This is a genomic window from Rhodoplanes sp., from assembly GCF_013377085.1.
Lineage (GTDB): Bacteria > Pseudomonadota > Alphaproteobacteria > Rhizobiales > Xanthobacteraceae > Rhodoplanes.
Genome location: NZ_JACAAX010000018.1, coordinates 23,888 through 36,535, shown reverse-complemented (window position 1 = coordinate 36,535; position 12,648 = coordinate 23,888). Strand labels below are relative to the sequence as shown.

The 12,648-nt window shown below is 68.9% G+C and carries 13 protein-coding genes; 3 read left to right on the top strand and 10 right to left on the bottom strand.

What is annotated here, in order from left to right; all coding sequences use genetic code 11:
* Nucleotides 1-122 precede the first annotated feature (122 nt).
* Together HXX10_RS14245 and HXX10_RS14240 are read right to left on the bottom strand one after the other, a co-directional pair.
* A complete protein-coding gene (locus tag HXX10_RS14245; RefSeq protein ID WP_296523150.1) occupies nucleotides 123-1,109 on the bottom strand; it encodes an ABC transporter substrate-binding protein in 987 nt (328 codons plus the stop codon).
* A gap of 201 nt (nucleotides 1,110-1,310) precedes the next feature.
* Nucleotides 1,311-1,514: a TOBE domain-containing protein gene (locus tag HXX10_RS14240; protein WP_296523149.1), complete on the bottom strand. Its 204-nt coding sequence runs from the start codon at nucleotides 1,512-1,514 to the stop codon at nucleotides 1,311-1,313.
* Nucleotides 1,515-1,650: 136 nt separating this feature from the next.
* Here HXX10_RS14240 and modD point away from each other — a divergent pair, with 136 nt between their 5' ends.
* Both modD and HXX10_RS14230 read left to right on the top strand, forming a co-directional pair.
* Nucleotides 1,651-2,505 (top strand): ModD protein, encoded by an 855-nt coding sequence (gene modD / locus HXX10_RS14235; RefSeq protein WP_296523146.1) that lies wholly within the window; start codon nucleotides 1,651-1,653, stop codon nucleotides 2,503-2,505.
* A gap of 52 nt (nucleotides 2,506-2,557) precedes the next feature.
* A complete protein-coding gene (locus tag HXX10_RS14230) occupies nucleotides 2,558-3,046 on the top strand; it encodes a TOBE domain-containing protein (RefSeq protein ID WP_296523144.1) in 489 nt (162 codons plus the stop codon).
* On the opposite strand, the gene HXX10_RS14225 is transcribed toward HXX10_RS14230, so the two are convergent.
* Both HXX10_RS14225 and HXX10_RS14220 read right to left on the bottom strand, forming a co-directional pair.
* Entirely contained in the window at nucleotides 2,946-3,419 is a 474-nt protein-coding gene (locus HXX10_RS14225; protein WP_296523143.1) for a winged helix-turn-helix domain-containing protein, read from the bottom strand. The genes HXX10_RS14230 and HXX10_RS14225 overlap by 101 nt on opposite strands.
* Nucleotides 3,420-3,458: 39 nt before the next feature.
* Nucleotides 3,459-4,310, bottom strand: a complete 852-nt coding sequence (locus HXX10_RS14220) for a xanthine dehydrogenase (protein WP_296523141.1) — start codon at nucleotides 4,308-4,310, stop codon at nucleotides 3,459-3,461.
* Nucleotides 4,311-4,942: 632 nt separating this feature from the next.
* On the opposite strand from HXX10_RS14220, the gene HXX10_RS14215 reads away from it, so the two are divergent.
* Complete coding sequence (locus HXX10_RS14215; protein WP_296523285.1) at nucleotides 4,943-6,685, top strand: MFS transporter; 1,743 nt, start codon at nucleotides 4,943-4,945, stop codon at nucleotides 6,683-6,685.
* Nucleotides 6,686-6,794: 109 nt separating this feature from the next.
* Here the strand turns inward: HXX10_RS14215 and HXX10_RS14210 are convergent, their stop codons facing one another.
* From HXX10_RS14210 to HXX10_RS14185, 6 genes are all read right to left on the bottom strand, one after another.
* Nucleotides 6,795-8,246, bottom strand: a complete 1,452-nt coding sequence (locus tag HXX10_RS14210) for a bifunctional serine/threonine-protein kinase/universal stress protein (RefSeq protein ID WP_296523139.1) — start codon at nucleotides 8,244-8,246, stop codon at nucleotides 6,795-6,797.
* 55 nt (nucleotides 8,247-8,301) lie between these two features.
* Nucleotides 8,302-9,072 (bottom strand): metallophosphoesterase, encoded by a 771-nt coding sequence (locus HXX10_RS14205; protein ID WP_296523137.1) that lies wholly within the window; start codon nucleotides 9,070-9,072, stop codon nucleotides 8,302-8,304.
* Nucleotides 9,073-9,171: 99 nt separating this feature from the next.
* Nucleotides 9,172-9,876 (bottom strand): ABC transporter ATP-binding protein, encoded by a 705-nt coding sequence (locus HXX10_RS14200; RefSeq protein WP_296523134.1) that lies wholly within the window; start codon nucleotides 9,874-9,876, stop codon nucleotides 9,172-9,174.
* Complete coding sequence (locus HXX10_RS14195; RefSeq protein WP_296523133.1) at nucleotides 9,863-10,690, bottom strand: ABC transporter ATP-binding protein; 828 nt, start codon at nucleotides 10,688-10,690, stop codon at nucleotides 9,863-9,865. Before HXX10_RS14195 ends, HXX10_RS14200 begins: the two co-directional genes overlap by 14 nt.
* Nucleotides 10,687-11,742, bottom strand: a complete 1,056-nt coding sequence (locus tag HXX10_RS14190) for a branched-chain amino acid ABC transporter permease (protein WP_296523131.1) — start codon at nucleotides 11,740-11,742, stop codon at nucleotides 10,687-10,689. The genes HXX10_RS14195 and HXX10_RS14190 overlap by 4 nt, the downstream gene beginning before the upstream one ends.
* Nucleotides 11,739-12,611 carry a branched-chain amino acid ABC transporter permease gene (locus HXX10_RS14185; RefSeq protein ID WP_296523130.1) on the bottom strand — a complete coding sequence of 291 codons (873 nt, stop codon included), beginning with the start codon at nucleotides 12,609-12,611 and terminating at the stop codon, nucleotides 11,739-11,741. Before HXX10_RS14185 ends, HXX10_RS14190 begins: the two co-directional genes overlap by 4 nt.
* Nucleotides 12,612-12,648 lie beyond the last annotated feature (37 nt).

The window sequence follows — 12,648 nt, the reverse complement described above, 5'->3', positions numbered from 1 at the left end:
CCGGGACGGCGCAAAGCGCCGGACCCGGAATCCAGCCACACCCTCGGAGCATGTCGCTGGATTCCGGGTTCGCGCTTTCAGCGCGCCCCGGAATGACATGGGTCTGTTCTCCGACTCCGCCATCACATGTCGAGATAGAAGCTGTCGTCCGGCAACCGTCCGCCGAGCGCGTCCGGCGAGAGCTCCAGGATGGCGCGGTAGAACGTCTCGAGCTCCGCCTTCACGGCGCGGGCCGGCGCGACGTCGATGTTGAAATGATCGAGCGAGCGCTCGAACACCATCGGCCGCATCGCCATGGTGCGCTCGGCCAGCGTCGCCGCCTCGCCGCGATTCGCCAGCACCCAGGCTTTGGCGGGCGGGAGCCCGATACGCAGCGCGGCGAGAAGCTCCGGCGACTCGTCGATCAGGCTCTGATGCAGGGCGACGCCGGCCATCGGGATGCGCGCCTGGCCGAAATGCCGACCCCACGCCTCCTGCAGGCTGACGGCGCGGCGCAGCGTGCGGCCCTGCTGGTGCGCCATCATGATGGCGGCGGTCGCCGGCGGCTCGGACAGGATCGCGGTCGTGGCGCGCCCCGCCGCGAGCATCTGGGCGGCCTCCATCGGGGTCTGCACATAGGTGAGCGCGATGTCGCGGTCGGGATCGATGCCCTCGCGCCGCGCGATGGTGCGGAAGACGAGGTCCGGCATGTCGTTGCGGAAGAAACCGACCACCGGTTTTCCGCGCAGATCCGCGAACGTGCGGATGCTCTCGTCCGCCGTGACGATCGACAGATGCCCCATGCTGAGGATGCACAGAAGCCGCAGCGGCATACCGCGATTGGCCAGATTGGCCGGCACATGGGTCGGCGTGGTGAACAGGCGCGAGCGGCCCGAGACGAGGCCGGCGCGCAACTCGTCGGTGTCGCGCCACAACCGGAAGGTCGCGCCCGGCGCCGCCGCCTGCAGGCCGCCGGCATCGAGAAGGCGCACCAGCACGATGGTGGCGGCGTTGGGCGCGCCGAGGATCTCGATGGTCTCGACCGGACGGCTGGCGGCGGATCGGGCGGTCGCGAGCGTCGCCACACCGGCGAGGCCGGTGGCGAGCAAGGTTCGTCTGGACAGGGACATGAGGCACTCGTGGGGATGGACACCCGGCGATGTGCTGTATACACGAGAATATAGCTCAAGGCACGCTGGATCGTCGTCGCGTGTCGGTCCGGATCGCGGCCGAGCGTGCGGCCCCGAACACCGGCTCCACAGACAGGGGCTGGGACGTCAGGGCTCGCCGTTTCACGGCGAGCCGGACAGGTCGCTGGTCGGGAGCGCCGATCAGACGCCGATCATCACGTCGGACGCCTTGATCACGGCGAACGCTGTCTGGCCGACCACGAGGCCGAGCTCGGCGACGGCCTCGTTGGTGATCGACGCCGTGACCACGGCACCGCCGATGTCGAGGCGGACATGCGCCGTGGTGGCGCCCTTGTTCACCTCGAGGACCTTGCCTTCGATGACGTTGCGGGCGGAAATCTTCATGTCGGTTCCTCTGCGGGTTGGTGCGGCGGCATCGCCCGCTCCGGTCATGGGACATCGTCGCGATCGCTTTGCTGTACCAGTTTGGATATAGCACAGCAACCGCCACCGGGCCCCATGCCCGCACCAGGAGCTCGTCATGCTGCCCGCCGCCCTGCCCGATCACGTCCTCGACGCACTGCTCGCCGACGACGTGCCGCTCGGCGACCTCACCACCCATGCGCTCGGCATCGGCGACGCGCCCGCCCGCATGAGCTTCGCGGCGCGCGAGCCGATGGTGGTCGCGCTGTCGGAGGACGCGGCGCGGCTGATCGGGCGCGCCGGCGCGACCGCCGTCGAGCTCGAAGCGGCCTCCGGCAAACGCCTGGAGCCGGGCGAAATAATCCTCGTCGCGACCGGTCCGGCCGCGGCGCTGCATCGAAGCTGGAAGGTCGCCCAGACGCTGGTCGAGATCGCGTCGGGCATCGCCACGACGACACGGGCGATCGTCGAGGCGGCGCGGAGCGTTTCGCCGGACGTCGCGGTCGCCTGCACACGAAAAACCGTGCCGGGCGCCAAGGCGCTGTCGATCAAGGCGATCATGGCGGGCGGCGCGGTGCCACACCGGCTCGGCCTGTCGGAGACCGTTCTGGTGTTCGACGAGCACCGACGGTTCCTGAAAGACCTCCCGGCGGGCGAGATCGTGGCGCGGCTGCGCCGCACGGTCCCGGAGAAGAAGATCGTGGTCGAGGTGGCCACCGTGGACGGCGGCGCCCTCTGGGCGGCGGCCGGCGCCGACGTGATCCAGGCCGAGAAGTTTTCGCCGGCCGACGTCGCCGCGCTGGTGCAGCGGCTGCGCGCGGCCGGATCGGCCACGATCGTCGCGGCCGCCGGCGGCATCGGCCCCGACAATGCCGCCGCTTATGCCGCCGCCGGCGCCAAGGTGCTGGTCACCTCGGCCCCCTATACGGCCAAGCCGCGCGACGTGCAGGTCCACCTGGTTCCGCAGGACTGAGCCGATTGCCGCAGAGTCGCCGGCATGGCGCGTTTCTGGCATGGTGGCGGGCATGCCGACCGACACCCGCCCCACCACCGCGTCGACCATCGCCCTCGCCACCACGCTCGACGCGCGCGTGCTGCGCCACGATCCGGAGTGGGGCCTCTCGACGCTGTTCTTCGGCGACGGCGAGCTGCGGGTGCCGCTGGTGGCGGCACCGGTCGATTCCGGCGTGCGTGTGACGATCGACGCGCGTGACGTCGCGGTGGCGCTGTCGCGCCCCATGGACGTGTCGATCACCAACCGGCTGCCCGGCTCCATCGTCGCGGTGGAGCGGCTCGCCGCGCCCTATGCGCGGGTGCGCTTCGACCTCGGCACGACCCTGCTCGACGCCCTCGTGACGTGGGAATCGGTCGAGCGGCTGGCGCTCGAGCCGGGCCTTCACGCCTGGGCGATGATCAAGTCCGTTGCGATCGGGAACGAGGCGGTTCGGCCGTCGGATCTGCCGAGCCCGCGCCGCTGGCCCGTGGTTCGAAATCCGGATCGAGAGCCGCGGTGAGCTCGGCGAGCGTCCCGGCGCCGCTCTTGCGGGCCTGGCGCTCCAGCGAGCGGTAGAGCGCGATCAGCCGCTCGCCGAAAACCGTCAGCGCCGCGCCGCCGCCGCGCCGGCCCGGGAAGGTGTCGACCACGGCCGTCTCGAAGGTGTGGTTGAGGGCGTCCACCATCAGCCAGCATTTGCGGTAGGAGGTGCCGAGCGCGCGGCTGGCGCCGAGGATCGAGCGCACGCGCCGGATCGTCTCCAGCAGCCGGATGTCCTCCGGATCGAGGCTGCCGCCATTGCCGAAGGCGAGGCGGAGCTCGATCGCGGTCACGGTCGGGGCGGGGGCCGCGGGGACGGTCGAAGGCTCTGCCGATTTCGCAGGGGCGGTCATGGCGGTTCGGGCCTGTCGGACCGGCCGGTCGGGCCGGGCTCACCGGTCTCTTGCGTAGGTCAGGATCCGGCCGGAGGCAAGCGGCGCGGCCCGCAGCCGGATGGCGGCGAGCGTCGCCTCGGCGATTCGTCGAGGCCGCTCGTCGAGGCCGGTCCAGCGCGCGTTGCGGCCGCGTGGGTCGATCTCCAGGAGCTTGACGCCGGCCGGCACCTCGAGCCCGTCCCGCACCGAGCCGCGCAAAGCTCCGTCCATCGGGGCGACGACCGGAACGCCGTCGAGATGGCCGACCGGAAAGCCGACGAACACCCGCTTGCCGATCTCGACGGCGCTGCGCCAGCGCCCCGCCACGGTCGAGTAGACGAAACGCTCGCGCCCGACCCCGCCGAGCGGGCTCGGCACGCCGTCGGCGACTTCGGTCCGCCCCGCCGTCACGGGCCGCACCGGAACGGCGGGCCGGGTCTCGACGGCGACATCGCAGTTGGCACCGACCAAAAAGCCTGGGCCGAGCCCGACCGCGATACCGGCGAGATGGCGCAGATCCGGCGTCTGCCGGCGCTTGTGCAGCCGCGCGTCGACCAGCACGTCGATCCGCCCATGGGCCATCAGGTCGAGGAGGCCGAGCCGCGTCACCGCGACGGAGTTGTCCAGCGCCAGCACGGGGGCGATGTCGACGCAGCGGTCGGCCCGGCGCCCCAAGACCTCCTCGACGACGGCGACGTCGTCATAGAGCGCGTCGTGGAACGCCATGGCGCGGCGGATCACGGGCGGGTTCGGATCGTGCGCCAGCACGACGGCCTGACCGGCGCGGGTGAGCAGCACGGCGACCGCCGAGGCGATCTCGTTGGTGCCGAGAACAACGGCGAGCGGACGAGGCGGATCGGGGCGGAACATGGGCGCGGTCCCTGGCTTTCGGAACCCGTTTTGCAAGCCGCGGGCCAACCGGACATGGCGCAATCTAATAATGATATCAATGGCGAACTGCTTCGGTGGGGATCATCAGACACCCGCTGTGCTATATCCTACACGACATAGCTTTGAGGTGTCGGGGACACGACACCGGCAGCCGCCCCCCCCTCGTGGTCACCGGCGCCGCGATCTGGTGTGCCCGCCGACCGCACCTCTCTTCCACCCAACGATGTGGGTCGTCGCACTTCGATGCGGCAACTCGTCACGGCCGTAGTCAAGTCGATCTGTGCCGCGTCCAGGTCTTACGCAGATGCAGCACTTCGAACAATGCGAAATCAGGCTGGTTCCCGAGTTCCGTCGAGCGCGCCGCAAGTCGTGTTCGCACCGCAAAACACGCCCGGCGGCGGGCGACGCTGGCTCGCCCTAGACCAAAGTCTAGGTTCTATGGGGCAAACTACTTAATTCAGTATGCATCCCGAACAAAGAGAGCCGGACAAGTTTACCGCCGGCCGAGATCGTCTTGGGCGGGCCCGATCGGGCCCAGGGAAACGTTCAGCATCAGGAGGGACTGCGGGATGAGTGTGGCTGCAACGATGGGCCGCGTGAAGGCGAGCCCCATGTCGCGCGAGGAGAAGCGGGTCATTCTCGCCTCCTCGCTCGGCACCGTGTTCGAGTGGTACGATTTCTATCTCTATGGATCGCTCGCCGCCGTCATCGGCGCCCAGTTCTTCTCCGCCTATCCGGAAGCAACCCGCAACATCTTCGCCCTCTTGGCGTTCGCGGCGGGCTTCCTGGTTCGCCCCTTCGGTGCGCTGGTGTTCGGCCGCCTCGGCGACATGGTCGGTCGTAAATACACCTTCCTGATCACGATTCTGATCATGGGAACGTCGACCTTCCTGGTCGGCCTGCTGCCGTCCTACGAAACGATCGGCGTGGTCGCGCCCATCACCCTGATCGCGCTGCGCATGCTCCAGGGCCTCGCGCTCGGCGGCGAGTACGGCGGCGCCGCCGTCTACGTGGCCGAGCATGCGCCGGCGGGACGACGCGGCTTCTACACCTCGTGGATTCAGACGACGGCGACGCTCGGCCTGCTGCTGTCGCTGATCGTGATCATGTTCACGCAGATCTACGTGAACGCCAACTTCGCCGAGGTCGTCACGGCCAGCGGCGCCAAGCTGTCGCCCTTCGCGGCCTGGGGCTGGCGCATTCCGTTCCTGGTCTCGGTCCTGCTGCTCGCGATCTCGGTCTGGATCCGGCTGCAGATGGCGGAGAGCCCGGCTTTCAAGAAGATGAAGGAAGAGGGCACGCACTCCAAGGCGCCGCTGTCGGAGGCCTTCGGCCAGTGGCGGAACGCCAAGATCGCGCTGCTGGCTCTGCTCGGCCTCGTCGCCGGTCAGGCGGTGGTGTGGTACACGGGCCAGTTTTATGCCCTGTTCTTCCTGCAGTCGATCCTCAAGGTCGATGCCTTCACGGCGAACGTGCTGATCGCCTGGTCGCTCGTGCTGGGCACCGGCGGCTTCATCCTGTTCGGATCGCTGTCCGACCGCATCGGCCGCAAGCCGATCATTCTGGCCGGCTGCCTGCTCGCCGCCCTGACCTACTTCCCGCTCTTCAAGTGGCTCACAGCAACCGCCAATCCGGCGCTGTATGACGCCCAGCAGAAGACCCAGGTGGTTGTCGTCACCGATCCGGCCCAGTGCTCGTTCCAGTTCAACCCGACCGGAACGGCCAAGTTCACGTCGCCCTGCGACATCGCCAAGGCCGCCCTCGCCCGTCTCGGCGTCGCCTACACGGTCGAAAACGGGCCGGCCGGCACCAACACGGCGATCCGGGTCGGCGCCAACCAGGTGATGGGCTACGACGCCGCCAAACTCGCCGGTCCCGACGTGACCAGCGTGCCGGCCGCGTTCAACAAGTCGCTCGGCGACGCGCTGACGGCGGCGGGCTATCCGCCGGCCAACAACCCGAGCGTGGTGAAAATCCCGATCGACCCGAAGGCCGGTCTCGCCAACTTCGCCAAGATGTTCGATATCTTCACGGCGCAGCGGCTGACCCTGATCTTCATCCTGACCATCCTGGTGGTCTACGTCACCATGGTGTACGGACCGATCGCGGCGGCGCTGGTGGAGCTGTTCCCCACCCGCATCCGCTACACCTCGATGTCGCTGCCCTATCACATCGGCAACGGCTGGTTCGGCGGCCTCTTGCCGGCGACCTCCTTCGCCATGGTGGCCCAGACCGGCGACATCTATTTCGGCCTCTGGTACCCGATCGTGGTCGCCGTCGGCACCGTGATCATCGGCGCGATCTTCGTGCCGGAGACCAAGGATCGCGACATCTTCACCTACCAGGGCAACTGAGCGCACGCGCCCGCGTGTTCGGCGAAGATGGACGGGCCGCCCTCACGGGCGGCCCGTTTCGCATTGTTCGGATCCACCGGCGGAATGCCGATCCGGAACGCCGCTCCCCTCACGCTCCGGTAGGGATCAGCATCGGACGATAGATGCGCCTGGCCTCCGCCACCTCCTCGTGACGCTTGATGCGTATCACCGTGATCGGGCAGAGCGCCTCGGCGACCACCTGCGCCGAGACGCTGCCGAGATGCCGCCGCAGCGCCGAGGAGGCCCGCGCCCCCATGACGATATGGTCGACGTCGTTGTGCGCCGCATAGGTGAGGATCGCGTTCGCCGGATCGAGCGCCTCGACGACGTGGAAGCTCACCCGCGTGTCCGGCAGGCGCAGCGGCGCGGCCCAGTCCTTCAGGGCGACCAGCCGGTTCACATACATCGAGCGGCCGGCCGGGTCGGTCGTGTCGTCCATGCCGGTGAGCTTGGTCTTCAGCACGGTGAAGCAGGCGAGCCGCGCGCCCGGCTCGGAGTCCAGCACTCGGGCAACATGCCGGCGCACCTCCTCGGCGAGCGGGTCGGAGCCGGACGCGAGGTCGACCGCCGCCATCACCAGCGCGGCGCCGGACTGTCGGGTCGCCATCGAGGGCTGGATCGGTGCGAGGTTGGCGCGACGGCCGGCGAACATGCGAACGAGCTTGCGCCAGCCGCGCGGCTGGTGGGCGTCGGCGTCGGCCCGCGCCGTCAGCACCACCTGCTCGGGATTGCGCAGGTCGAACACGAGCTGGCCGGCCGTCGCGTAGCGCCGGCCCGGATCGATCTCCATGCATTTCAGGATGATTTCCTGCAGCCAGCGCGGCACGTCGCGCGAATGGGAGCGCGGCGGCACCGGCGCGTGATAGAGCCGGCGCTGCATGCCGGCCTTGGTGGTCGGTTCACCGAACGGCCTCTCCCCCGTAGCCAGCTCGTAAAGGATGCAGCCGAGCGCGAAAATGTCGCTCGCCGGGTTGCGACGGTCGCCGAGAACCTGCTCCGGCGAGATGTAGGCCGGCGTACCCATCGGCACCGCGCTCTCCTCGGCCAGGAGGTCCGGCAGCTCCTCGTGATGCGCGAGCCCGAAATCGATCAGCACGGCGCCGCGCTCGGCCAGGATCACGTTGCCGGGCTTGAGATCCAGGTGGATCACCTTCTGCCGGTGCAGCGCGGCGAGCGCGGTGCCGATTTGGATGCCGTAGATCGCCACCGTCTGCCAGGAGAACGGCGCGCGCTCCATCTCGGCCGCCAGCGTATTGCCGGCCACGTATTCCATCGCGATGAACGGCGTGTCGGCGAAGTCGCCCGAGGCGAAGAAGTGCGGCACATGGGCGCCTTCGAGACGCTTGAGGATCATCTCCTCGACCTCGAAGCCGACGATGGTCGAGACATCCTGACCCGGGTCCAGAAACGGAATTTTGAGCAGGATCGGCTCGGTGATGTCCGGATGCGTGGCGCGCCAGATCGATCCCATCCCGCCCGAGCGCAGCCGCTCGGTCAGAGTGAAGCCCTCGATCACCCGGCCGACGTCGAGATCACGCATGGGTTCCCCCTGTCGATCCGCGCGGCCGGACGATCCATCGCCGTACCGCCCCGCATCAGCGTCCATGAAACAGGCGCTCACCCAACCATTCCGGCAGGCCCGCCGCGTTGATCTTCCGCACCGTCGCCTCGATGTCGTAGGGCTCGCGCCGCATTGCGATGGTGCGCTCGGCCGTGTCGTACAGGCCCCAGCAGGCGCGGGGATTGCGATCGCGCGGCTGGCCGACGGCGCCGAGCACCACCACATGGCGCCGCAGCTTCGACAGCGGCACGGTCTTGCCGGGCTGCGGGTGGAAATGCGAGGCGGGTCGTCCCGTGAGCGCATGGAACAGCGCCGGCACATGGGTGTGGCCGCAGAAGGTCACGAAGGCGTCGGTCGCGGCGAGGCTTTTGTCCGCGTCGGCACGGTCGTGGACATAGGTCCAGGCGGCCGGCTCGCGGGCACTCGCATGCACGTAGAGCCGGCCATCCTCGGCGTGGGTCAGCGGCAGGGCGCGAAGGAACTCGCGCTGCGCCGGGCCGAGCTGCTCGCGCGTCCAGTCGATCGCCCGGCGCGCCGTCGACGACATGGCGCAGGTATCGGCCGCGACGGCCTCGTCGTGATTGCCCTGGACCACGACGGCGCCGCCTTGTGCCAGCTCGGCGACCCGGTCGAGCGCCTGGGCCGGGTCGGGACCGTAGCCGACGATGTCGCCGAGAAAGACGAGACGCTCGACGCCAGCCTCGCGCGCCGCCGCGAGGCAGGCATCGAAGGCCTCGGCGTTGCCATGGATGTCGGCGAACAGTCCGATCTGCAGAAGGGGTCTCCCGTCCCCGGGGGCCAGCATGCGAGCGCGCCGTGCCAGGAAAGCAGATCAGGCCCACCCGTGACAACAGGCTCGGCAGCCGTGGAGACGGCGCGGCCGGCCGTCGCCGGCCCGCGGGCGTCACGCGCCCAGATAGGCCTGCCGGACGTAAGGGTCGTCGAGGAGCTGGCGGCCCGTGCCCGTGAGGGTCACGCGGCCCTGCTCCAGCACATAGGAGCGGTCGGACAGCTCCAGCGCCGCGAAGGCGTTCTGCTCGACCATGACGACCGTGACGCCGTCCTTGCGGATGCCCTCGATGATCTCGAAGGTGCGCTCCACCAGGTTGGGGGCGAGGCCGAGCGAGGGCTCGTCGAACAGCACCAGCTTGGGCCGTGACATCAACGCGCGGGAGATCGCCAGCATCTGCTGCTCGCCGCCCGACAGCGTGCCGGCGGCCTGGCTGCGCCGCTCGTGCAGGATCGGGAAGCAGGCGAACAGCTTGTCCATGTCCTCGGCGATGCCGTCGGCGTCGCGGCGCAGGAAGCAGCCCATCTCCAGGTTCTCCCGCACCGTCATGTACGGGAAGATGCGCCGCCCCTCCGGGCAGTGGGCGATCCCGAGCTCGAGCACGCGCCGCGCCGAGGCCCTGGTGATGTCGTGGCCGTCGAACGTGATCTTGCCGGCGGCCGGCGTCAGCAGGCCCGAGATCGCCTTGAGGCTGGTGGTCTTGCCGGCCCCGTTGGCGCCGATCAACGTGACCAGCTCGCCGCGCGCGACCGTCATGGTGAGGTCGCGCACCGCCTCCACCTTGCCGTAGCGACAGACCAGACCCTCAACCTCGAGCACGGACGTACCTCTCGCCCAGATAGGCCCGGATGACCTGCGGGTCGCGCTGGATGGCGGCGGGCGGCCCGTCGGCGATGATTCGGCCCTGGTTCAGGCAGACCACCCGGTCGGACACGCCCATCACCATCTTCATGTCGTGCTCGACCAGCAGCACGGTGACGCCGCGCGCGCGGATGCGGCCGAGCAGCGCCATGAAGGCGCCGGTCTCGGACGGGTTCATGCCGGACACCGGCTCGTCGAGCAGCAGCAGGGTCGGCTCGGCCGCGAGCGCGATCGCCACCTCGAGCAGCCGCAACTCGCCATAGGGCAGCGACGCAGCGGTCTCGTGGGCGCGGCCGTCGAGGCCGACGAGCGTCAGGATGTCCCAGGCGGCTTCTCGCAACCGCGCCTCGTCGCGTTTCACCCCGGGCAAGCCCAGGATGATGGCGAGCGGATGCTGCCTGGCGCGCAGATGCAGCCCGACCAGCACGTTGTCGAGCACGGGAAGGCCGTTGAACACGCTGGTCTTCTGGAAGGTGCGCACGACGCCATGCGCGGCGATCTGATTGGGCTTGAGGCCGAGCAGCGGGGCGCCGCGATAGACGATGCTGCCGCTCGCGGCCTGGATGTAGCCCGTGATGGCATTGAAGGCCGAGGTCTTGCCGGCCCCGTTGGGGCCGATCAGCGACAGCACCTCGCCCTCGTTCACCTCGAACGTCATATCCTCGACCGCCGTGAGCCCGCCGAACCGAATCGACAGGCCGGTGACGACCAGGGCCGGCGCGCCCGGAGCAGCGGCGGCGGCCGGCGCGGTGCTGGTGTCGAGCGCCGTCACGGTTGCGCCTCGACGACGACGGTGGGGCGCGCGGGCGGCGTGCCGCTGCGGCCGGCCCAGCGGCGCCAGGCGTCGCGCAGCGCCGGCACGATGCCTTCGGGCAGGAAATAGACGATCAGGATCATCAGCACGCCGTACACGACCCACTGGATTTCCGGCATCACCTCGAAGCCGCGCAGCACCTCCGGCAGGATGCCGAAGATCAGGCCGCCGACGATCGGACCGGCGAGCGTTCCCTTGCCGCCCGTGACCACCATGATTACCATGGTCACGGTATAGATGAACAGGAAGACGTCGGGGTCGACGATCCGCACGTAATGCGCATAGACGGCGCCGGCGAGACCGGCGAGACCGGCCGACACCACGGTCGCCAGCACCAGAAAGCGCGTCACGTCGATGCCGACCGAGGTCGCCAGCGGCTCGTTCTCACGCAGCGCGATCATGGCCCGGCCGGCGCGCGAGCGCACCAGGCGGCGGATGATCACATAGGTGAGGATGGCGACGCCGAGCACCAGATAGTAGTTCGGCAGCTTGCCGATGAAGTCGATCTGGCCGACGCCGGGAATGCCGAGCTTGAGGTACGGAATGTTGTTGAGCGCCATCGGCCCCTGGGTGAGCTCGAGCCAGTTCAGCGCGACGAGGCGCGTCACCTCGGCGAAGCTCACCGACACGATGACGAAATAGGCGCCGCGCACCTTGAAGGAGATCTTGCCGATCATGAAGCCGCACAGGCCGGCGAACATGACGGCGACCAGCATGGCGAGCCACACCGGCTTGGGCTCGAGCGACACCGTCGTCTCGCCCCACACATGGATCTCGAAGCCGAGCGACACCAGGCTCGACACATAGGCGCCGATGCCGAAGAAGGCGACGTGGCCGAGGCTGAGCTGACCCGTGTAGCCGAGCAGCAGATTGAGGCTCATCGCCGCAACGATGAAGATGCCCGTGATGATCAGCACGTGGAGGAAATAGAGATCGTTCATCCACAAGGGCAGCGTCACCAGGAAGGCGACCCAAGAGAGCGACGACGCGAGCGTGACGGCGCGGCTCATCCGATCCGCTCCTTGCGGGCGAACAGTCCGGTCGGCTTGAACAGCAGGATCAGGATGATCAGCAGGAAGCCCATGGCGTCGCGGTAGCCGGACGAGATGTAGCCGGCGCCGAGCTCCTCCATGAAGGCGAGGATGAAGCCGCCGATCGTGGCGCCCGGAATGCTGCCGAGCCCGCCCAGGATGACGATGGCGAAGGCTTTCAGCGAGGCGAGATCCCCGATGGTCGGATAGACCACGAAGACCGGGCCGAGCAGCGCACCGGCGGCCGCGGCGAGCCCGGAGCCGAGCGCAAAGGTGGCGGTGTGGACCGTGTCGATGCGCACGCCCATCAGGGCGGCGGCCTCGCGGTCCTGGAAGGTCGCCCGCATCGCCTTGCCGAGCCGGGTGCGCTGGATCAGCACATTGGTCGCGGCAATCAGCACGACGGCGACGGCGAACACGAACAGCCGCGTCCACGACACCGAGATGGCGCCCATCACCAGCGGCGCGGAGGGGAACGGCGAGTTGATCGACTTGGCCACGCCCGACCAGGCGAGCTGCTCGATGTTCTGCATGGCGATCCAGGCGCCGATCATCACCAGCATGGTGGTGTCGATGTCGGCGCCGCGCAGCCGGCGCAGCAGCACGATCTCGATGACGGCGCCGAGCGCCACGCCGAGCGCGATCGCCAGCACGATCGACACCATGAAGTTGGCGCCGATCAGCATCACCCACATGTACATCATGTAGGCGCCGAAGGCATAGAGCTCGCCATGTGTGAAGTTCACCACCCGCATGATGCCGAAGATCAGCGTCAGGCCGATCCCCAGCAGCGCATAGGTGCCGCCCAGGATCATGGCGTTGAGGGCGTGCTGGAGAAACTGGTCCATGGATCCGGAGCGGGGGGTGACGGAGGCGGAGGTCGAC